Below are 21174 nucleotides of genomic sequence, written 5' to 3'. Positions count from 1 at the left end.
GGGGAGGGCCGCCGTGGCATCAGGAGGCGGGAAGCACCGATGCGTCGGTGGCCGCGACGCGCAGACGGTTCAGGATGCCCTTGGACGCCTTGTCGTAGCAGGTGAACTCGTTGTGCAGGACGGATTCGGCGTTCGCCATCTCCATCAGCGCGACGAGCTCGAACGTGAGCTGGGCCGCGTCGGTCCCCTCCTCGACCTCGCCCGACTGCTGTGCTTCGCGCACGGTCTGTTCGACGAAGGCGAACCAGTTGGCGCGGGCCGAGGCGAGCGTGTCGTGGACCTTGCCCTCGCGGGCGTCGTACTCGGCCGTGACCGAGTAGAAGAAGCAGCCACCGGGGAACACCCGCCGCCGTGAGTAGTCGAGCCAGCCGGTGCACACCTGCCACAGGCGGTCGAGCCCCGGGGGCAGGTCGCGGGCGGGCTGGACGACGTGCTCCAGGTAGACCTTGATGGCCGCCCGGACCGTGGCGAGCTGCAGGTCCTCCTTGGAGCCGAACAGGGCGAACACCCCGCTCTTGCTGAGCTTCAGTTCGGTGGAGAGCCGTCCCAGCGAGAGGCCCTCCAGGCCTTCGACGGAGGCGATCTCCACGGCACGCTTGAGGACCAGCTGACGTGTCTGGTTACCGCGCGCGATCCGCCCGTCGGTGTGTGTCTCTGCCATGCCCTCTGCCAATCCCCTGGGCCAGACCCTCTTGGTGCCGCCGCCGAGAGTCCATTGTACCGATTAAGTAGACGATCGTGCGGTCAGTATGTAAGGGTGTAGATGGACGAACGATCGTGCGATCAGTTCACTGTCCGTGCCGTGCTGGGGGAAGGACAAAGGATGGCCGGGCCGGTCCGTTCCATGGTCGACGTGCTGCTGGCGCAGGCGGCTGCGCAGCCCGAGAGGGTCGCCTTTCGCTTTCTGGCCGACGGGGACTGCGACGGCAGGACCGAGGAATGGACCTACGGCCGGCTGGCCCGGCGTTCCCGGGCCATCGGCGGCCGGCTTCAGGAGCGTGGCCTCGCCGGCACCCGGGCCGTCCTGCTCTACCCGCCGGGCCTCGAGTTCATCGCCGCCTACCTGGGCTGTCTGTCGGCCGGGGTCGTCGCGGTGCCCGGGCTGCCACCGCAGGGCCGGTCGCAGAGCCGGCGTGCCCTCGGGCGGATTCGGCGGCTGATCGCCGACGCGGACGCCAAGGTGATCCTGGGCACCGGACAGATCCTCTCGGCGCTCGGCGCCATGGCCGAGCAACTGCCGGAGCTCGACACCGCGTTCCGCATCGCGACGGAGGACATCCCGGACGAGGCCGAGGCGTCCTGGCGGGAGTGCGACATCGCACCGGACTCGGTGGCCTTCCTGCAGTACACGTCGGGCTCCACCTCCGCGCCGCGCGGGGTGATGGTGACCCACCGGAACCTGATGGACAACCAGCGCGTCCTGTCCCGGGGCATGGGGCACACGCCCGAGACGGTCGAGGAGTGGGGAGGCGAGCTCTATGTCAGCTGGCTTCCCGTCTACCACGACCTCGGGCTCATCGCTCCCGTGCTGAACAACCTCTACATGGGCGGGACTTCGACGCTCTTCTCCCCGCTGCACTTCCTCCAGCAGCCCGAGCGCTGGCTGACCGCGATATCGCGGTACCGGGCACACACCAGCGGCGGCCCCAACTTCGCGTACGAACTGTGCCTGCGCGATGCCACCCCCGAGCTTCTCGACCGCCTCGATCTGAGCCGCTGGCGGGTGGCGCTCAACGCGGCCGAGCCGGTGCGGGCCACGACGCTGCGCCGGTTCGTCGGCACCTTCGCCGCGGCCGGGTTCCGCCGTGAGGCGCTGCACCCCGGCTACGGGCTCGCCGAGGCGACCCTGATGGTGAGCGGCGGGCCGGTGGGGCGGGAGCCGAGGACGGCCGGGCGGCCCGGGTCCGAGGCGCCGTCGGGCGGTGCGACGGGCGGGGACCTGGTGAGCTGCGGCCCGCCGGGCGCGGGCCTGACGGTGGTGATCGCCGACGGCGAGCGGCAACGGGAGTGCCCCGAGGGCGAGATCGGAGAGATCTGGGTCGCCGGGGAGAGCGTCACCGGCGGCTACTGGCGCAACGCCCGGGCGACCCGCGAGGTGTTCGGAGCCTCCCTGAAGGACGGCAGGGGCGGCTTCCTGCGCACCGGTGACCTGGGCTTCGTGCGGGACGGGGAGCTGTACGTCACCGGGCGGCTCAAGGACCTCCTGGTGATCGACGGGCGCAATCACTACCCGCAGGACCTGGAGCTGTCGGTGGAGACGGCCCATCCCGCGATCCGGCCGGGCTGCATCGCGGCGTTCTCCGTCGAGGACGGGACGGGCGGCGAACGCCCCGTCGTCGTGGCGGAGACGACGGCGACGACAGCGTCCCGGTACGCCGAGATCGAGGCGGCGGTACGGGGTGCCATCGGTGCGGCCCACGGCCTCTCGCTCCGGCAGGCCGTCCTGATCCGTCCCGGCACCATCCCCAAGACGTCCAGCGGCAAGATCCAGCGCAAGGTCTGCAGGACGGCCTACCTCGACGGAACCCTGGACACCGTCGGTGAGCCGCTGCCGGCCGCGGGCCCGGCCGGCCCGGTGTCCTGACCGGTGTCCGTGAGCTCCTGTCCGGCCCGCGGCGCCGGCACGCACTGAAGAAGTCCCGAGACCGAGCCTGCGAAGACGGGTGCCCAGATGCCTGCGAACGAGTCTGTCGAATCCCCGGCCGGAGCACCGCCGGGGACACCGCCCGGCACCTCGGCCGGCAGCGTGTCCGACGCTTCGGCCAGCGCTTCGGCCGATACCTCGGCCGATACCTCGGCCGACACGGACGTACGCCCTCTCACCGACCCCACGCCCGAGGACGTCGAGGCATGGCTGGCGGAGGCCGTCTCCCGCACGGCCGGCATCGAGCCGGCCCAGATCGGGCTGGACCGGCCGGTGGCCGACTTCGGCCTCGGCTCACGCGCGTTGATGACACTGGGCGTGCGCCTCTCCCGGGCTCTCGGCCGAAAGCTGGACCCGACACTCGTCTACGACCACCCCACCATCACGTCGATCGCCCGGGCGGTGTCGCAGACCGGCCCCGGCCTGCCGTCCGCAGCCGGGCCGGTGCCCGCACGGGAGACCTCCGCAGCCGGGCCGGCCGCCGCGCGCGAGTCTGCCGGGCGGGCGTCCTCGGAGGCCGACGCGGTGGCGGTCGTCTCGATGGCCTGCCGCTTTCCCGGCGCCGAGGATCCGCAGGCGCTGTGGCGGCTGCTGGACTCCGGTGCGGACGCCCTCTCGGATGCCCCCGCCGGCCGATGGGACACCGAGGCGCTCCACGACCCCGACCCGGAGGCCGTGGGCAAGGCGTACTCGCTGCGGGGTGGCTTCCTCACCGACATCGACCGCTTCGACGCGGAGTTCTTCGGCATCCCGTCGCAGGAGGCGGCCGCGATGGACCCGCAGCAGCGGCTGCTGCTGCAGACCGCCTGGGAGACGCTCGAACGGGCCGGGATACTGCCCGCGTCCCTGAGCGGCAGCTCCACCGGCGTCTACGTCGGCCTGTACGGGAGCGGATATCTGGGCGCGGCCCGGATGGAACAACTGGACGGGTACGTCGGCACCGGTACGTCGTCCGCCGTGGCCTCCGGCCGGATCGCGTACCAACTCGGCCTGCGGGGGCCGGCCCTCACGGTCGACACCGCCTGTTCCTCCTCGCTCGTGGCCCTGCATCTGGCAGCGCGGGCGCTGCTCGACGGCTCGTGCGACCTGGCCCTGGCCGGCGGTGCGACGCTGATGGTCAGCCCGCGTGGCCATGTCGAGTTCAGCCGGCTCGGCGGGCTGTCGGCGTCCGGGCAGTGCCGGCCGTTCGCCCAGGACGCCGACGGCGTCGTGTGGGGCGAGGGCTGCGGCCTGGTGCTGCTGAAGCGGCTCGGTGACGCGCGACGCGACGGCGACCGGGTGCTCGCGGTCATCAGGGGCTCCGCCGTCAACCAGGACGGCCGCAGCCAGGGGCTGAGCGCCCCCAGCGGGCCGGCGCAGGAGCGAGTGGTCCGGGCCGCGCTCGACGCCGCCGGTCTGCTCCCCGGTGACCTGGACTACGTCGAGGCGCACGGCACGGGCACCGCGCTGGGCGACCCCATCGAGGGCCGGGCGCTGGCCCGGGTCTTCGGGCCCGGCCGCCCCGCGGACCGGCCGCTCGCCGTGGGGTCGCTGAAGTCCCAGATCGGCCATGCGCAGGCCGCCGCCGGCATCGGCGGGGTCATCAAGGCGGTGCTGTCGCTGCAGCACGAACGGCTGCCGGCCTCGCTGCACGCCGAAACCCCGACCGAGCAGATCGACTGGGCGGCCGGTGGCCTCGAACTGTGCAGCCGTCCACGGCCCTGGCCGCGCGGTGCCCGGACCCGCCGCGCGGGGGTCAGCGCCTTCGGGATCAGCGGCACCAACGCCCACGTGATCCTCGAAGAAGCGCCGGACGCCCCGGCCCTGTCCGGTGAGGCCCCGGGTACCCCGGCCCTGTCCGGCGAGGCCCCGGGCACCCCGGCCCCGTTCGGTGAGGACCCGGGCACCCCGGCCGCCCTGGACGGTGACGACTCGCAGGCCCTTGAGCCGTCCGTCGCGCTGTTCCCGCTGTCGGCCCGCACCATGCCCGCGCTGCGCGGACAGGCCGAGCGGCTCCTCGACGCGCTGACGGCCGATCCCCGACTGCCGTTGCCTGCCCTCGCCCGGACCCTCGCGCACCACCGCACGCACTTCGAGCAGCGCGCGGTCGTCGTCGCCCGACGGCGGGAGGAGCTGCTGAGCGGGCTGCGTGCCCTGGCCGCCGGAGAGCCCGCGCCGGAACTGGTCAGCGCGCCCCGGCAGCCGCTCACCCGGGGCAAGGTGGCCTTCGTCTTCCCCGGGCAGGGCAGCCAGTGGACCGGGATGGCACGCGATCTGCTCGACCGGTCCCCGCTGTTCGCCGACGAGATCGACCGCTGCGACGCCGCGCTGCGCCCGCACGCCGGGTGGTCCGTCCTCGCGGTGCTGCGCGGTGACGCCGGGGCGCCGTCCGTGGACCGGGTCGATGTCGTCCAGCCGACGCTGTTCGCCGTCATGGTGTCGCTCGCGGCGGTGTGGCGGGCCCGGGGGGTACGGCCGGACGCCGTCATCGGCCACAGTCAGGGCGAGGCGGCCGCGGCCTGCGTCGCCGGAGCGATCGGCCTGAACGACGCCGCGGCCGTGGTGGCGCTGCGCGCCCGGGCGCTGACCTCGCTCGCGGGGACGGGCGGGATGGCCGTGGTGACCCTGCCGCAGGCAGACGTCGAGGCGCGCCTGGCGGAGTGGGCCGGGCGGCTGTCCGTGGCCGCGGTCAACAGCGGTACGTCGACGGTGGTGGCCGGTGACACGGAGCCGCTGGAGGCCCTCCTCGCCGGGCTGGAACGGGAGCGGGTGTTCGTCCGCCGGCTGGCCGTCGACTACGCCTCGCACAGCGCGCGGGTCGAGCCCGTGCGCGCGTCCCTCCTCGCCGATCTGGAAGGCATCACCACCCATGCCACGCCCGTCGCCTGGTACTCCACGGTCCTGGCCGGACCCGTCCCCGACGAGCCGCTGGAAGCCGACTACTGGTACCGCAACCTGCGCGAGCCCGTCCAGTACGCCCGCACCGTCGCGCGCATGGCGGCCGACGGATACCGCCACTTCGTCGAGCTGAGCCCGCACCCGGCGCTGATCACCGCCACCCGGGCCGTCGTCGAGGAGACCGGCCGCGACCTGCTCGCCGTCGGCTCCCTGCTGCGTGACGAGGACGGACCCGCCTGCCTGGACCGGGCCGCGGCCGAACTCCACGCGGCGGGCGGGGAGATCAACTGGCGGCGCCTCGTGCCGGGCGGCGGTGCCCCGTTGGACCTGCCGACGTACGCATGGGACGCGCGGCGCCACTGGACCGAGGCCGCACCGTCCGGGCCGGCCGGCCGGAGCGGGACGCCACTCGTCGACGTACACGTCGAGTCCAGTGACGAACCGGACCGGCACCTCTTCGACACCCTGGTCGACCTGCGCGACCCGCGGTTCGCCTATCTGACCGATCACCGGGTCGCCGGGACGGTCCGGCTGCCCGCTGCCGCCTTCCTGGAGATGGCGCTCGAAGCGGTGTCCTCGCTCCAGGAGACGGATGAACTCCATCTGGCGGACGTCGTGTTCGAGGAGCCGCTCCCGTTGCCCGCCGACCTCCCCGTCCGGCTGCAACTGGTCCTGCGACCCGCCGACGCGCACGGCGTCCGGAGCTTCACCATCGCATCGCGGCGGACCGGTGACCGGCGGACGCCCTGGGTCCGGCACGCCGTCGGCCGGGCCGTCCCCCTGACCGCCGGGGACGGGGCGGACGCCGCCGTGCCCCTGTCCGAGCTGCGGGAACACTGCACCGACCCGGCGGACGTACCCGGCGCCTACACGGGTCTGGCGGCTCTCGGGATCGACTACGGGCCGGCCTTCCGCCTTCTGGAGGAGGGCTGGAGCGGACGGTCCCGGGCGCTCGGCCGGCTGGCGAGGACACCCGGCGCGGGGCATCTGCTGCACCCCACGCTCCTGGACGCGGCCTTCCACACCGCCGCCCTGGTGGGGGACGCCCCCTCGGGCCGGGCCTTCGTACCGCGCAGGACCGGGCGGCTGCGCTTCACCGGACGGCGTACCGCGCCCGTATGGGCGGCCTGCCGGCTGCGTGCCGTGGACGGGGACACCGTCACGCTCGATCTGCACCTCCTCGACCGGGACGGGCAACCCGTCCTGGAGATCGAGGAGTTCGAGCTGGCCGCACTCTCCCCGCTGGACGGGGCGCTCTTCGAGGTGTGCTGGCAGCCCCGGCCCGCCGCTCAGGAGCAGCCGGTCAAGGGAAGCTGGCTGATCCTGGCCGACGACTCGGGCGTGGCGGACGACCTCTCCCGCCGCCTCGGTACGACCCCGCACGTGGTCGCTCGTACGGGCCGGACCTATGCCGTCGACGCGCCGGGACGCTACACGGCCGACCCGCAGGATCCGCGGCAGCTGGCGCGCCTGCTCGACGAGGCCTTCGCCGCGGGGCCGCCGGAGCGGGTGGTCCATCTGTCCGGCCTGGACGCACCGTCGGTCGACTCGGCCGAAGCGGCGGCGGAGGCCGCCCGGCTGTGCTGTGTCAGCACCCTGAACCTGGTGCGGGCGCTCGTCGACCGTTCGCACGGCCGGTCCCCGCGCCTCTTCATAGTGACCCGCGGCAGCCGGCCCGCCACCGGCAGCGAGGACGTGACCCACCCTCAGCAGGGGCTCGGCTGGGGTTTCGGCGCGACCGTGGCCCAGGAGCATCCGGAGCTGGACACCACGCTGATCGACCTGCCGGCCGCCGGGGGCGAGGACGCGCTGTGGACCCAGCTGTGGCACGCCGACGACGAACGTCTCGTCGCCCTGCGGGACAGCGGCCGGTTCGTGCCGAGGCTGGTGCACACGAGCCCCGACCGGTCGGGCCCGGGAGCGGTCCGGCCCGACGGCACGTATCTGATCACCGGTGGTCTCGGCGGCCTCGGCCGGGTCGTGGCGGGCCGCCTGGTGCGTCAAGGGGTGCGCCGGCTGGCCCTGTTGAGCCGTGGCGCACCCGATGCGGAGGCGGCACGGTGGATCGCCGCGTTGCGGGAGGACGGGGTCACCGTCCGGCTCGTACGGGCCGATGTCGCCGACCGGGAGGGCCTGCGGGCGGCTCTCGACGCGCTGCGCACGGCCTGCGGTCCGGTCACCGGTGTCATCCATGCCGCCGGCGTGCTCGACGACGCCACGCTGCCGGGGCTGACGCCGGAGCGCATCGGGCGCGTGCTGGCCCCCAAGGTGCTCGGCACCGTGCTGCTGACCGAGCTGGTTCCCGAGGTGGAGTCGTTGGTCCTGTTCTCCTCGGCCGCCGGCCTGCTCGGCTCGGCCGGGCAGGGCCCGTACTCCGCGGCGAACGCCTTCATGGACGCCTGGGCGCACCATCTCGCGCTCGCCGGCCGTCCGGCCCTGAGCCTCGACTGGGGCACCTGGGCGGAGGCCGGCCTGGTCGCCGCATCGACGACGCGCACGGCCGCGGCCGGCGGGTCGGGGCTCGTCGCCTTCACCTCGCAGCAGGGCGGCGAGCTGTTCGACCGGGTGCTGCCCACGGCCCGGCGTCAGCTCGTGCCGCTCTCGCTCGACCGAGAGGCGTTCGTCCGTGACCCGGACCTGGCCCGCTCACGTCCGCTCCTGCACGGCCTCGTCGCGCGTCCCACGGGCGCGCAAACCGCCTCCGGGCTGTTCGGCCAGGTGATGGCCGCCGGGACTGAGGAGGAGCGGATCGCCCTCCTCGAATCCCATGTGCGCTCCAGAATCGGCGAGTTGACCGGCCACGCCCCGGCGGACGTCCCGGCTGAAGGCCTGAAGGAACTCGGGCTCGACTCCCTCATGATCGTACGGCTGCGCAACACGCTCAGCCGTGAGGCGGGTGTCGAACTGTCCGCCTCGGCGGTGTTCTCCGCGGCCGACAGTCACGGTCTCGCCAAGGAGCTGTACGCGGCGCTGGCCGGGCGGACCACCTCCCCGGAGCCCGCCGGGCGGACGCCGGCAGGCATGGGACAGGCGGTGCCCGAGGCCGAACTGAAGCCGGTCACCCGTGATGTGGTCCGGCTGCTGCGCGCGGGCCGGCACGGCACCCCGAGCGCGGCGCACTCCATAGGCCTCGCGTTCCGGCTCACCGGGCCGACCACCCGCCGGCAGCTCACGGACATCCTCGCGCGCCTCGCGGGACGCCATGCCGCGCTGCGTACCGCCATCGTCAACGGACCTGGTTCCGAGCGGCGGTTGCGGGTGGAGCGGGCCCCGGACCGTCCCCTGCTGCGATGGTCGGAGCAGGCGCCCGGAGAGGAGGGGGAAGCCGGGGAGCGGCTGCACGAGTTGCTCGCTCCTCCCTTCGATCTGACGGCCGCCCCGCTGTGGCGGTTCGAGCTGATCGATCGTGCCGGCGCGGAGCAGACCCTGCTCATCGGGGCCCACCACGCGGTGAGCGATCTGCAGTCGCTGCTGCTCGTGGCCGCCGAGATCGATGCCGAACTGTCCGGTACGCCGCTCGGCGACGAGGTCTCCAATCGCGATGTCGACCTGCTGCTCGCTGCGCAGCCGGCACCCCCGGACGCGTCGCGGTCCGGTGCCCGCCCGGACGGTGCGGCGGCGGCCTGGCGGGACGCGTTCGACGGCAGCCGCCGGCTCGATCTGACGCTCACCCGGGCCCGGCCGGATGCGCGCTCCTTCCGGGCGGGCAGTCTGACCCTGGCGATCCCCGAGGGCCTCATGGACCGGGTGGGATCCGGGGCGCGACGGCTCGGGATCACTCCGGCCGCCTTCTGCCTGGGCGCCCTGACGGTGCTCCTCGCCCGCAAGCAGCAGCAGGACCGGTTCGTGCTGGCCGTCCCGGTCGACACCCGCATCCACGTCGACGCGGCCGGCGCGGTCGGCTTCTTCGGCGTGCCGGTGCCGTTCCCGGCCGAGGCCCTGCCGGGTGAGCGGATCGACGAGGTGCTGCGCCGCACCGACGGCCGGCTCGAACGGGTCCTCGCGAAGGGCGCCATGTTCTCCGACACCCTGCCGGTGCTCGCCGCGCAGGGACTGCACCGGGAGAACGCCCCGATGGTCGAGGTCTACTTCAACTACGTACGGTCCACGGCGGAACTCGGCCGCCTCGAAGTCCTTCCGGCCGGCACCGGCCACTCCGACCTCGACCTCATGATCATCATGATGCCGGACGCCGGCCGGCTCCGCTTCGACCACAACCTGGACATCATCGACGGGGCGGCCTGCGCCGGGCTCGCCGCCGACTTCCTCCGGCTGCTCGACGAGGCGGCCGACGACCCTGCCGCTCCGGCCCGGGCAGCGCTCCCGGCGCCGGCCGCCTCCGCACCCCACGCGCACGCGGCAGCACCGACGGAGGCCGGGGACGAGACCGGGGACGAGACCGGGAACCGGGCGGGGGAAGCGACCGGGAACGGAGCCGGGTCCTTGCCCGAGGGCCCGCCGCCGGTGCGGCCCGGCTCGCTCGCCGTCGCGGCCACCTTCGCCCTCGGCGACCTGCCGCTGCTGTGCGAGGCGGCCCTGGCCGACTGTGTGTCCGACGCCCCGCAGGCCACCGCGCCCCGCGTCGCCGAGGCGCCGTACCACCATGTGCTGGCAGCCCTCAAGGACCCTTCCGGCGTCTTCACGGAGGCCTCGACGGAGATCGGTGCCGTGCTGCTGCGGGCAGCCGACCTGGAACGGTTCGGGCCGGTGAACGACGCGCTGCTCGACGAGCTCCGCACGGAGTACGCGGCCGCCCTGCGGGCACTGTCCGAGCGGACGAGGCTGCCGTTGATCGTCGGGTTCCTGCCGTCCGCCCGGCCGGACGACCGCCACGAGCGGTGGCAGCGCGAGGTCGCCGCCCTGCTGTCGGACCTGCCCGGCATCGCGGTCCTGCACCCCGACGACTGGACCCGCCACCATGCCGTCGAGGACCGGTTCGACGACAGGACCGACGAGCTGGCCCACCTGCCGTTCAGCCCCGAGTTCCAGGCGGCCGTGGCCCTCACCGTGGCCGACGTCGCCACCGCGGTCCGCCGCCCACCGCCCAAGGTGATCGCGGTGGACGGCGACGAGACGCTGTGGGGCGGGGTGGCCGGGGAGGGCGGACCGGAGAGCGTGGACCTCGGCGGCGCCCGCGCGCTCCTGGCCCGCAGACTGCTCCGGTGGCGGGCGGCAGGGGTCCTGCTCGTCCTGGTCAGCAACAACGACGAGGACACCGTGCGTGCCGTGCTCGAACGGCCGGACAGCGTGCTGCGGGCGGAGCACTTCAGCGTGCTCGACGCCGGATGGGGCCGCAAGGCAGACCGGCTGGCGGCGGCGGCACGGTCCCTGAACCTCGGCCTCGACAGCTTCCTCTACCTCGACGACAACCCGGCCGAGATCGCCGCCGTGCGCTCCGCCCTGCCCGAGGTGCTCTCCGTCTCCTGCCCCGCCGCCGGCGAACTGGAGGCGTTCCTCGCCGAGTTGTGGCCCCTGGTGCCCGCGGCGGCCACGGCGGAGGACGCGTTGCGGGCGGGCTTCTACGAGCAGGAGCGGGCCCGGGACGCTGCCCGGGAGCAAGCGGGCTTCGAGGAGTTCCTCGACCAGCTGGAGCTGGACCTCGACATCCGGCCCCTGGAAGAGCCCGACGGCCTGCGGGCCGCCCAGCTCATCCGCCGTACCAACCAGTTCACCCTGCGCGCGCGGTCGGCGGACGGGGGCGACCTCGGGCGGTGGCGGGAGCAGGGCGAGGTCTGGACCGTCGCGGCCCGCGACCGGTTCGGCGACTACGGCCAGATCGGTCTGCTGGCCCTGCGCCCGGACGGCGACCGGCTGGAGGTCCTGGCCTGGCTGCTCAGTTGCCGGGTGCTCGGCCGCGGAGTGGAGGAACGGGTGCTCCAGTGGCTGGCCGGCCGTGCCGAGGGGCTCGGCTGCACCACCGTCGGCATGGCGGCGGACCGCACCCCGCGCAACGTACCGGCGCGCCGCCTGGTCGCGGCGCTGGGCGGAGGCGACCCGGACGGCCACCCGGAGGCCCGAACGACCCCGGAGCGGCTGCGGACGTTCCGGTCGTGGCGGCAGTGAGTCGTGGCGGCAGCGAGTCATGGCGGCAGTGATGACCCGAGCCAGTGCACATCTGAGAGGCGCACCATGGGCGAAGTGAACGAGGACGTGCCGCCGAGCCGCCCGAGTACCGGGCAGCAGCGGGCGGGTGAGGCGGCCGAGCGGGGCGGAGGCCGGCTGACGGTGTCGGGCCTGCTGGCCAGGGTCCGGCCGGCGACGGCCCCGGCCGCCTCGGGGCCGACGGCCGCCGGGCCGGAAGCCGGTGGGGAGGCGGTCGGCGGGGAGCCGGCCCGGCTGGCCGAGATCATCGCGGCCGAGGCAGCCCGTCTGCTGCCGGGCGGGTCGATGGGGCCCGACACCGACTTCTTCGACGCCGGAGGAACGTCGGTCGACGCGGTGGCGCTCGTCGCCAACCTGGCCCGGGACTCCGGCCTGGAGCTCAGCCTCGACGACGTGTTCGCCGACGCCAGACCGCGCCGCCTCGCCGCACGCGCGCTCGCGGCGGACGGGGGCCGGCCACAGGCGGTGCCCGCCCCGCACCGCGGTGCCGGAACCGGTGTCGCAGCGACCGCTGACACCGACCTCGAACTCATCCTGGCCGACCTCGCCCGCGCCGACGGGCTGCCCTGGGCCCGCCGGCCGGAGGCCGCCCCGCCCCGCAAGGTCCTGCTGACCGGGGCGACCGGCTTCCTCGGCGGCCACATGCTGCTCGATCTGCTGCGCCACAGCGACGCGCACGTGTTCTGCCTGGTGCGCGCGGACGACGCGGACGAAGGCACCGAACGGCTCGGCGCGGCGCTCAAGCGGTTCTCCCTGCCCTGGTCCGGTGAGATCCGCAGAAGGGTGACGGTCCTGCCGGGCGACCTCCGCCTGCCGCGCCTCGGACTGGTGGACGAGCGCTGGAACGAGCTGGCCGGGGAGCTGGACTCCGTCGTGAGCGTGGCCGCGGCGGTCGACTTCCTGCGCGGCTATCCGTCGTTGCGGCAGAGCAACGTGATCGGGCCGCTGACGCTCGCGGAACTGGCGGCCACCGGACGGCCGAAGCCGCTGCACCACATCTCCTCGATCGCGGTCTTCAACGAGATCGGCATCGAGTCCATGGGCGAGGACGACCCCGTCGCCCACATCGACGGCCTGGTCGCCGGGTACGACAAGTCGAAGTGGGCCGCGGAGGCCGTGCTCCGGCGGGCCCGCGAACACGGTCTGGTGGTCACCCTGCTGCGGCCGGGCGGCATCGGTGGGCACACCAGGACGGGGGCGAGCAACCCGCAGGACCTCAGCAGCGGCATGATGTCGGTGTTCAGCCGGTTCCGTACGGTGCCCGCGTTCCGCCACCTCAACGCCGCACCGGTGGACTGGGTGAGCCGGGTGGCGGTGGCCGCGATCTGCGAGCCCGAGGCCTGGGGCTACAACTACCACCTCAGCGGTACGCCGAACTCCCTGCCGGACGTGGTCCATGACATGAAGCTCGGCGGCATGAACGTGCGCGTCCAGGACTGGGAGGAGTGGCGGCTCGACGTCATGGCCCGGCTGCGGGACGAGCCGGTCGCCGAACTCGACTTCCTGGCACGGGTCCTGGCGAGCCCCACCGCCGTGAAACTGTGCGAGGCGACCCTGATGGGCCCGGCGGCCACCGGTGAGCGCACCGAGGCGTTCGTCGCCGCACAGAACCTGCCCGCCTCGACCCGGTACGGCATGCAGGAGCAGCTGAAGACCTTCGAACGGCTGGCCGGGGACGGCCTTGCCCGGCTCCCGCAGCGCACCGACCAGCCCTATCTGTGGTTCCCCGAGACGATGCGGGGCGGCCTGGGCCCGGCCGGCGGCCCCGCAGACACCCCGTGCGCCGCTTCGTTCACCCTGTCCATCGTGAGCATGTACCAACTGGTCAAGGAGCGCCGGGTGGACGTGCGGGGCGAGCTCTCCTGCACCCTCCTGCACCCCGACCCCCTCGTGGTCGAGCAGGGCGATGTGTGGGTCCGCCCCGAGGAAGGCATCCCGCTGGAGCACGGGGTGCACCATCCGCTGCTGCGATACCGGCTGCGGCTGCGTGACGCCGACGGCGGCGGGTGGTGGCTGGAGGGCAGGAAGTCCGCCCACGCGCGGCGTGACCTGTGGCGCCAGACGCGCGCGCTGACGGTCGAGCTCGGGCGCGAGGGCGAACCCGCGACGCTGGAGGGCGAGATCGTCGTGCCCTCCGACAGTTACGTACGGGACCAGGTCGACGGCATCCGCGTCGATCCACGCCTGTCCGGCCAGGAGAAGCGGCTCGCCAAGCTGAGCTGGCTCGCCTGGTTCGGCCTGGAGATCGGCCGCGGACTGCTCGGCCCGTTCGCCCGGGTCGGCGCGGACCTGCTCGACCTACGCCGGCACCCGACCCTGACGGAGCGCAAGCGATGATCCTGCGGCCCCTGTACACACGCCTCGACGAGACCGTCGTCGAGGAGATCCCCTTCCGGGCGGGCGACGGCACCCGGCTGGGGCTCACCCGGGTCGGGACCGGCCGCGGGGACCGGCCCGCCGTGCTGCTCCTGCACGGCCACACGGCCTCGTCGGACATGTTCCTGCAACCGGAGACCCGCAATCTCGTCGACGTGCTCCTCGACGAGGGGTACGAGCCGTGGCTGCTCGACTGGCGGGGCAGCTGCCGGCTGCCGTACAACGAGACCGGTCGCCGCTACACGTACGACGACGTCGCGCTGTACGACATCCCCGCAGCGGTCACGTACATCCGTCAACGGCTGGGCGGCCGACCGCTGTTCGTCGTGGCGCACTGCATCGGCGCGCTCTCGCTCTCGATGAGCATGACCGCGGGACTCGTGCCGGGCCTGGCGGGCGTGGTCGCGCAGGGGGTGTTCCTGACGCCCAAGCTGGCGGCCCGGACCTCGCTGAAGATGACGATGGCCGGCGAACTGTTCCGGTCCCGCTTCGACCACATCCCGGTGGACTTCCGCAAGGTCGGGTTCTGGTCGCGCTACACCCCGCTGTTCGCCCTGGCGTCGAAGGGGGCGAGCTGCCCCGACCCCACCTGTCAGATCCTGTCCAACTCGGCCTGGTGTGTGGGTGCTTCACTGTTCGTGCACGAGAACCTGTCGGACGCCACCCATGAACGCCTGGCGCAGCTCCTCGGCCCGGCACCGCTGTGGATCCTGCCGCATCTGCGGCGGGTCGCGCTGGCCCGCAGCGTGGTGCGCTGGAATCAGGGCGACGACCGTTACCGGGCACTGCCCGAGAACGCCCTGGACCGGGCCGGCCGGATCGACTGCCCCGTCCTGCTGGTCTCCGGCAGCGAGAACGGCATGTGGCTGGACTCCCAGAAGCTCTGCCACGAGGTGCTCGCCGCCCGGCAGCCCCAACTGGACGTGCGGTACGAGGAGATCCCGGGCTACGGCCACTTCGACGCGTTCGTCGGCCGGGGCGCCGCACTGGACGTGTTCGGGCACATCGTGGACTTCCTCGACGCGCACGCGTAACGGCGGGCGCGGGCCCCGGCGGCCGTGCGGGCGGCGGCGTCAGGGGCCGGCCCGCACGGCCGCGATCACTGGGTGGCGGCCGCCTCGCTGGCCGCTTCCGCCTCGGTGGGCGCGTCCGCGGAGCGGTCCGGTCCGTGCTCGACGAAGTCCAGCACGGTGCGCACGACGTCCGCATCGCCCAGGATCCGGCGGTGCCCGAGTCCGCTCGTGATGATCAGCCGCGCCTGACCGCCGAACGCGGCGGCGAGCCGGCGCCCCTGCTTCACGCTGATCCTGGTGTCGTCCTCGTCATGGATGACCAGGAGCGGGGGCTCCAGGTCCGTCACCGTGTTCACGGCGGAGAACGGCGTCAGCTCGGCCGGCATGCCGGGGAAGAGGTTCTTCGCGACACGCTGGTGCAGCTGAGCCTTCAGCGGGCCGCGCAGCTTGAGCGCGGAGGAGAACTCCTCGATCAGGTAGTCGTAGTCGCAGACCCCGCTGATGGTGACGATCCTCTTCGCCGTCACCCCGCCCTGCAACGCGAAGAACGAGCCGAGGGCGCCCAGCGAGTGTGCGATCACGGCCTCGAACTCGCCGTACTCGTTCTGGAGTCCGGTGATGATGTCGCGGTACTCGAGAATCGTGGTGCTGCGCCCGGTGGCGTCGCCGTGGCCGGGCGCGTCGAAGGTGATGACGCTGTAGCCCCGGTCGAGGAGGCCGGGGACGAAGTCCGCGAGGCGCGAGCCGCGCGACTGCCAGCCGTGCACCAGGAGGACGGGCCGTTCGCCGTCGCCCCACCGGTAGGTCACCGCGAGTTTGCCGTTGACCTTCAGCCGCCCGGTGTCGGCCTTGCCGAACAGCTCCCGTTCCGAGTTCCGCATTCTGCTCCGGGCCAGTGGCATGTGGAACAGCGTGTAGGTGCCCGCACCCGCGAGTCCGCCCGAGACCCGGGACACGGTGTTGAGCGCGGCGCTGGCGAGTGTCTCGGTGTGGACCATGCCCAGTACTCCTCGATAGGTATCCGGAGCATGATAAGTTAGCACGAACGACCGTGCTTTTATAGGTGGGGGGAGTCCGCCGCTCCGCTCTCACGAGGAGAAACACCATGTCGGCCACCCTCTGGTTCACACCGTGGAAGCCCGGTCCCGCGGCGGACGGCGCGGCCGTCGTCAGCGTCACCGAGTTCACCCCGCACCGGCCGTTGACCGCGTTCGGCGTCACCGTCGAGGGGATCGCCCTCCGGCGGATCTGGCAGGACCTGGAGGGCGCGGTCGGTCTGTGGCTGTGGGTGGATCCCGATCCGTTCCGACCGCGGTCGGGTTCGGTCTCCGTCTGGCGTACGGAGCGGGATCTGCACGCCTTCGTGGCGCGCCGCGACCACATGCGGATCGTGCGCTCCTACCGGGACCGGGGCAGCATGCGCGCGACCACCTGGCGGACCGACGGCTTCGACATGGACGCCACCCGGGAAGCCGCCCGGGCCCTGCTCTCCGGCCGCTCCGCGTGGCCCGACTGACGCCAGGCCCGGCGCCCCGCGCGCACGCTCGGTGCGATCAGGGCGCGGTCGTCAGGGAGGCGGCCTCCCAGCCGAATCCGTCCGGGTCGGTGAAGGCGCCGGAGTCGCCCACGAGGGCCAGGCGGTGGGAGCCCGTGCCGTCGACGGGGACGCCGACGTCCTTGGCCAGGGCGCGGCGCCCGTAGAGGGCGAGCTTGACGGGGCCGTCCTGGGTGTCGAACTCGACGTACTTGCTGCCGAAGCTCTTGGCCACGGTGAGGCCGCGCCCGACGTAGAAACGCTTGCTCGCGGTCACACTGTCGACGCCCAGCAGGAGAATCAGCTGGTCGATCCGTCCGGTGGCCGGGGCGGTGTCCTTCTTCGCGGAGGTCGCGATCTTCCAGATCGTTCCGTCCGGGGACCGGACGACGCCGCCGTAGCCCCAGAAGGACTTCGAGGCGGGCTTGAGCGCGGTGGCGCCGGCGTCGACGGCGGCGTCGACGAAGCCGCGGACGTCGGCCGGCTGGGAGACCGTGAGCGACAGCGAGAAACCGCGGAATCCGGTGGTGGGCGCGTCCGAGGCGCGCAGGCCCACCCGGGTGTCCAGGCCGAGGGCGGTGTAGAAGCGGTGGGCGGCGGCGGTGTCGGCCACCTCGATGGTGAGGGCTTCGATGAAGGTCATGTGCTTCACGTTATGGGCGGCTCCGCCACCGGTGCTTCTCGATTCCTGACCGGTTCGCCCGCCGGCCTCGCGGGCACGTCGCCGATGGTGACGGGGGAGCGGCGCCGACCGTGCCCGTCGCGTACTCCTCGGCTTACGGAGCCGATGAGGGGCCGGCGGGCGGTGCCTTGACGGGGTGTGAGGGCGGGCCTAACGTCGCCAAGATCGTGAGCATGCGCCCAGAAAGGCCGTTCGTGCCTCATCCCGGTCGGACCCCGGTCACACCTTCCTCGCCTCCCTCGCCTTCCTCGTCTCCCTCGTCCGAGACCGAATCCGAGGCGGCGGCCGGGGCTGCGGCCCGTGTGCATGCCGCACTGGCCGGTCCCGGCGGCCCGTTCGCCGTGGTGCGCGCCGAGGACGGACCGCAGGCGGGCTCACTGATGTACGCGGACGGGCCCAGGACGCTCCGTGAGTTCGTGGAGACCACGTGGGCGTTCGGGGACCGGCCGTTCCTGATCGCGGGGATCGCGGGGGAACGCGGCTATGCGTACGGGGAGTTCTTCGCCGCCGCGTCCGCGCTGGCGTGCCGGCTGAGTGATACGTACGGGCTCCGTCCGGGCGACCGGGCCGTGGTGGCGATGCGCAACCGTCCGGAGTGGCAGATCGCGTTCTGGGCCGCCCAGCTGGCCGGGCTGGTCGCCGTTCCGCTGGACCCGCGGTGGACGGAGGCCGAGTTCGCGTACGCGCTCGACGACTCCGGACCCCGGGTGCTGCTGGTGGACGGCGAACGGCTGCCGCCGGTCGCGGACTGGGCGCGGAAGGCCGGGGCGCGCGTGATCGTCTTCCACGGCGAGGACCACCCCCGCGCTCAGGAGGACCGCGTCGAGCGGTACGAGGACCTGCCGGCGCCCGATCCGCTCGCCGCGCCGCCCGACGTCGAGGTCCGGCCCGAGGACGACGCGACGATCCTCTACCCCCCGGGCGTCACCGGCAGGCCCCGGGGCGTCGTCGCCACCCAGCTCGCCCAGGCGGGCGCCGCGCGCAACCCGCGGTTCCACGCGGCCGCCTCCGCACTCGCCCGGGGAGCCGTCCCCGGGCAGGAGCCCGCGCCCGTCACGCTGCTGACGTTCCCGTTCTTCCACGTCGCCGCGCTCAGCTGCCTCCATGCCGCGATGTCGGCAGGCGGCGCCGTCGTCCTGATGGGCGAGTGGGACGTGCGGGAGGCGCTGCGGCTGATCCGGGAACACCACGTCACGAGCTACGCCGGGACGCCGGAAACCGCCCTGGACCTGCTGGCCGAGGCCGACCGGACGGGAGACCGGCCGACGAGCCTGCGGATGCTCGACACCGGCGGGTCCGCGCCGTCGCAGGCCCTGATCGCGCGGCTGGCCGCCGGTCACGGGGAGCGGATCGAGCCGCACGGCGGGTACGGGACGGCCGAGACCGGCGGCGGCGTCATGGCGAACACCGGCGCCGAGTACCGGCTCCATCCGGGCAGCGCGGGGCGCCCGACGCCGAGCACCGAGGTGCGGATCGCCGGTCCGGCGGGGGAGGCGCTGCCCGACGGGGAGACCGGCGAGCTCTGGCTCCGTGGCCAGGCGCTGGCCCGTGGGTACTGGCAGGACGAGGAGGCCACGGCGCAGGCGTTCGCCGGCGGCTGGTTCCGTACCGGGGAGCCGGCGGTGATCCGTGACGGGCGGATCGATCCGGTCGGCCGGGACGCTGGTACCCCGACCGGGGCGCGCGTGGTCAGAGGCGAGTGATGCGTACCCGGTAGTCGCCCTTGGAGTCCTTGTCGAGCACCGAGATGCTGATCCCGTTGGCCCGGTCGGTGAAGGACTGGCCGGGCCGGAACGGGGCGTCGGAGAGTTCGGCGTGGACGTTGGGCAGCCGGGTGCAGCCGCTGCTGTCCTTCGTGCTGTCCGTGACCGACACGGGCCCCTGGCCGGTGTCGACGTCCGAGCTCACCTTGTAGATCAGCACGCCGGGCCGGCACACCTCCTGGTCGTTGCCGGCCTGGGTCCGCACCTCCACCGCGTAGCCGGACTCCGCGGTCAGCGGGACGAAGGCCAGCTTCGTGCCGCCGTGGGTGGCCAGCGGCTCCAGGACGTGGTCGCTGGTGCCGGGCCGGGAGGCGCAGCTGATCTGGTTGTTGTCCAGCCAGCCGAGCTTCCACTTGTGCCAGCCCAGCAGGTCGTTGTTGGCGCCCCAGTCCTCGGACATGATGTCCCAGTGCCCGACCGAGCCACCGCCCTCCATCGTGTAGAGGTCGGGCAGGCCGAACACATGGCCGTTCTCGTGCGGCAGCACGCGGTAGCCGGTCTGGGGGTACGAGCCCGAGCCGTCGTCCTGGCGGCTGTAGACGAAGGACGTGTTGGAGAGCGGGACGCCGTCCGCGTACGGGGCGTCGTCGTTGCCGGAGAAGGTCACGGACAGCACCGTGTCCAGGGCCGAAGGGCCGGCGTTCGGCGTGACCAGGACGTTGACCAGGTCGTATGCGGTGAAGTCCACCTTCGGGTCGGCGGCGGCGACGATGTCCCGGACGAGGTGGCGGTAGCCCGGTTCATAGGGTGACCCGCGCTCGATCCCGTACTCCGCGAACGGCAGCGGCATCCGCAGCCAGGTCTTCACCGGCGCTTCGGGCACATAGGTGAGCCGCCCGTACGAGCTGGTGCGGAACCAGTCCGTGGTCTGCGGGAAGAACTCCGCGAGCCGGTCCATGGCCGGCTCCTCCCCCTGCGCGTCGGGGAAGTCGATCATCAGGTTCAACGCGTGGACCTGGCCGGTGGAACGGGCGTAGCCCGGCTGCGTGGGCATGCCCTCCGACATCTGCACCCCCATGGTCGCCGCTATCCGGCACGGGCCGAGCCCCGCCGCCTGGCTGGTGGTCATCGGGCCGGCGGAGGCCCGGCTGGGCAGGGGGAGGGTGCTGCTCGCCGAGGCGAGGGAGGCGATGACCAGGGCTGTTGCCGCGCCGAGTGCGACCGGGTGGCGGTGCTTGCGTATCCGGTGGCGGGGCTGCTGCATAGAGGCGCCTTCGGGTCCGCGGCAGCCGGCCGACCCTGACTGCGCTCTGTCGATCAGCATTGGCCGGGCGGTGCGGGGCCGCGCGTTGGGTGCGCCGATCGGTTGGTTTTTCCCTCTTCAGGGCCTGTGGCGCAGGTCACATCGGCCCGGGAAATAACCGGGGATCGTTTCCCCGTTTGCACCGGTGTCCCCGCGAAACGGGGAGGCGGTCCCCGGTTACACGGAGGGGTCGCCGGAGTTACGAACACCGGAAGAGAAGGAGCGCCGCCGTGGACACCGTCACCCGCACCGCAGCCGGAACCGCGCAGCCGCGTACGCCCCGACCGAGGGCCGACGCACTGCGCAACCGGGAGCGGATCGTGACGGCGGCGCGCGAGATGTTCGTCGAGTTCGGCCCCGATGTGCCGCTCGACGAGGTCGCCCGCCGCGCCGGCGTCGGCAACGCCACCCTCTACCGGAACTTCCCCGACCGGGCCGCACTGACCCATGAGGTCGTCCTCGCGGTCACCTCCCGCACCACCGAACGTGCCGAGGAGGCCGCGAACGAGGAGCAGGATCCCTTCGTCGCGCTCAGCCGCTTCGTGCACGCGGCGGCCGACGAACGGATCGGGGCCCTGTGCCCCATGCTGTCCGGCGGCTTCGACAACGACCATCCCGAACTGCTCGCCGAGCGCCGGCGCCTCGAAGAGGCCGTCGAAGGGCTCGTCGAGCGCGCCATGTCCGCGGGGCGCCTGCGTACCGACATCGCCGTCGGCGACGTACTGGTCGCCCTCTCCCAGCTCACCCGGCCGCTGCCGGGCACAGCCTGTCTGAACATCGACCGGTTCACCCACCGCCACATCCAGCTGTTCCTGGACGGACTGGAGACCCCGGCCCGGTCCGTACTCCCCGGAACGGCGGCGACGTTGGAGGACCTGCGGCGCCGGACCTGACCAGCGCACCGGGCTCCTGAACGGGATGCCCGGCCGCGTGTCCGCGA

Annotated in this window: 11 protein-coding genes; 7 read left to right on the top strand and 4 right to left on the bottom strand. The window is 73.3% G+C overall.

The window, feature by feature from the left end:
- Positions 1-19: 19 nt before the first annotated feature.
- Entirely contained in the window at positions 20-661 is a 642-nt protein-coding gene (locus tag OG446_RS15180) for a TetR/AcrR family transcriptional regulator (protein ID WP_328894545.1), read from the bottom strand.
- A gap of 162 nt (positions 662-823) precedes the next feature.
- Here OG446_RS15180 and OG446_RS15175 point away from each other — a divergent pair, with 162 nt between their 5' ends.
- From OG446_RS15175 to OG446_RS15160, 4 genes are all read left to right on the top strand, one after another.
- Positions 824-2584 carry a fatty acyl-AMP ligase gene (locus OG446_RS15175; protein ID WP_328894544.1) on the top strand — a complete coding sequence of 587 codons (1761 nt, stop codon included), beginning with the start codon at positions 824-826 and terminating at the stop codon, positions 2582-2584.
- Between the two features lie 87 nt (positions 2585-2671).
- The gene (locus OG446_RS15170) at positions 2672-11584 is read left to right on the top strand and encodes an HAD-IIIC family phosphatase (protein ID WP_328894543.1); all 8913 of its coding nucleotides are present in this window, start codon (positions 2672-2674) and stop codon (positions 11582-11584) included.
- A 66-nt stretch (positions 11585-11650) separates the two neighbouring features.
- Positions 11651-13960, top strand: coding sequence for a thioester reductase domain-containing protein (locus OG446_RS15165; RefSeq protein WP_328894542.1), 2310 nt, complete (start codon positions 11651-11653; stop codon positions 13958-13960).
- On the top strand, positions 13957-15033 hold the full coding sequence (locus OG446_RS15160) for an alpha/beta hydrolase (RefSeq protein WP_328894541.1): 1077 nt from the start codon (positions 13957-13959) through the stop codon (positions 15031-15033). The genes OG446_RS15165 and OG446_RS15160 overlap by 4 nt, the downstream gene beginning before the upstream one ends.
- A gap of 65 nt (positions 15034-15098) precedes the next feature.
- Here the strand turns inward: OG446_RS15160 and OG446_RS15155 are convergent, their stop codons facing one another.
- On the bottom strand, positions 15099-16010 hold the full coding sequence (locus tag OG446_RS15155) for an alpha/beta hydrolase (RefSeq protein WP_328894540.1): 912 nt from the start codon (positions 16008-16010) through the stop codon (positions 15099-15101).
- A 107-nt stretch (positions 16011-16117) separates the two neighbouring features.
- Between OG446_RS15155 and OG446_RS15150 the strand changes: the two genes are divergently transcribed.
- Entirely contained in the window at positions 16118-16528 is a 411-nt protein-coding gene (locus OG446_RS15150; RefSeq protein ID WP_328894539.1) for a hypothetical protein, read from the top strand.
- A 37-nt stretch (positions 16529-16565) separates the two neighbouring features.
- Here the strand turns inward: OG446_RS15150 and OG446_RS15145 are convergent, their stop codons facing one another.
- Positions 16566-17189, bottom strand: a complete 624-nt coding sequence (locus OG446_RS15145) for a glyoxalase (protein ID WP_328894538.1) — start codon at positions 17187-17189, stop codon at positions 16566-16568.
- Between the two features lie 341 nt (positions 17190-17530).
- Here OG446_RS15145 and OG446_RS15140 point away from each other — a divergent pair, with 341 nt between their 5' ends.
- Entirely contained in the window at positions 17531-18931 is a 1401-nt protein-coding gene (locus OG446_RS15140) for a class I adenylate-forming enzyme family protein (protein WP_328894537.1), read from the top strand.
- Here OG446_RS15140 and OG446_RS15135 read toward each other — a convergent pair.
- Positions 18918-20195: a M6 family metalloprotease domain-containing protein gene (locus OG446_RS15135; protein WP_328894536.1), complete on the bottom strand. Its 1278-nt coding sequence runs from the start codon at positions 20193-20195 to the stop codon at positions 18918-18920. The genes OG446_RS15140 and OG446_RS15135 overlap by 14 nt on opposite strands.
- A 269-nt stretch (positions 20196-20464) precedes the next feature.
- Between OG446_RS15135 and OG446_RS15130 the strand changes: the two genes are divergently transcribed.
- A complete protein-coding gene (locus OG446_RS15130; RefSeq protein WP_328894535.1) occupies positions 20465-21127 on the top strand; it encodes a TetR/AcrR family transcriptional regulator in 663 nt (220 codons plus the stop codon).
- Positions 21128-21174 lie beyond the last annotated feature (47 nt).

It is taken from the genome of Streptomyces sp. NBC_00236 (assembly GCF_036195045.1).
Lineage (GTDB): Bacteria > Actinomycetota > Actinomycetes > Streptomycetales > Streptomycetaceae > Streptomyces.
The sequence above is the reverse complement of the archived record's forward strand: the minus strand, read 5'-3'. Positions and strand labels throughout refer to the sequence as shown.

What these genes read in the sequence shown, in the direction of transcription:
- OG446_RS15165 (WP_328894542.1), top strand. Translation starts at nt 11,651, where the DNA reads ATGGGCGAAGTGAACGAGGACGTGCCGCCGAGCCGCCCGAGTACCGGG.
- OG446_RS15135 (WP_328894536.1), bottom strand. Translation starts at nt 20,195, where the DNA reads ATGCAGCAGCCCCGCCACCGGATACGCAAGCACCGCCACCCGGTCGCA.
- OG446_RS15175 (WP_328894544.1), top strand. Translation starts at nt 824, where the DNA reads ATGGCCGGGCCGGTCCGTTCCATGGTCGACGTGCTGCTGGCGCAGGCG.
- OG446_RS15160 (WP_328894541.1), top strand. Translation starts at nt 13,957, where the DNA reads ATGATCCTGCGGCCCCTGTACACACGCCTCGACGAGACCGTCGTCGAG.
- OG446_RS15150 (WP_328894539.1), top strand. Translation starts at nt 16,118, where the DNA reads ATGTCGGCCACCCTCTGGTTCACACCGTGGAAGCCCGGTCCCGCGGCG.
- OG446_RS15155 (WP_328894540.1), bottom strand. Translation starts at nt 16,010, where the DNA reads ATGGTCCACACCGAGACACTCGCCAGCGCCGCGCTCAACACCGTGTCC.
- OG446_RS15145 (WP_328894538.1), bottom strand. Translation starts at nt 17,189, where the DNA reads ATGACCTTCATCGAAGCCCTCACCATCGAGGTGGCCGACACCGCCGCC.
- OG446_RS15180 (WP_328894545.1), bottom strand. Translation starts at nt 661, where the DNA reads ATGGCAGAGACACACACCGACGGGCGGATCGCGCGCGGTAACCAGACA.
- OG446_RS15170 (WP_328894543.1), top strand. Translation starts at nt 2,672, where the DNA reads ATGCCTGCGAACGAGTCTGTCGAATCCCCGGCCGGAGCACCGCCGGGG.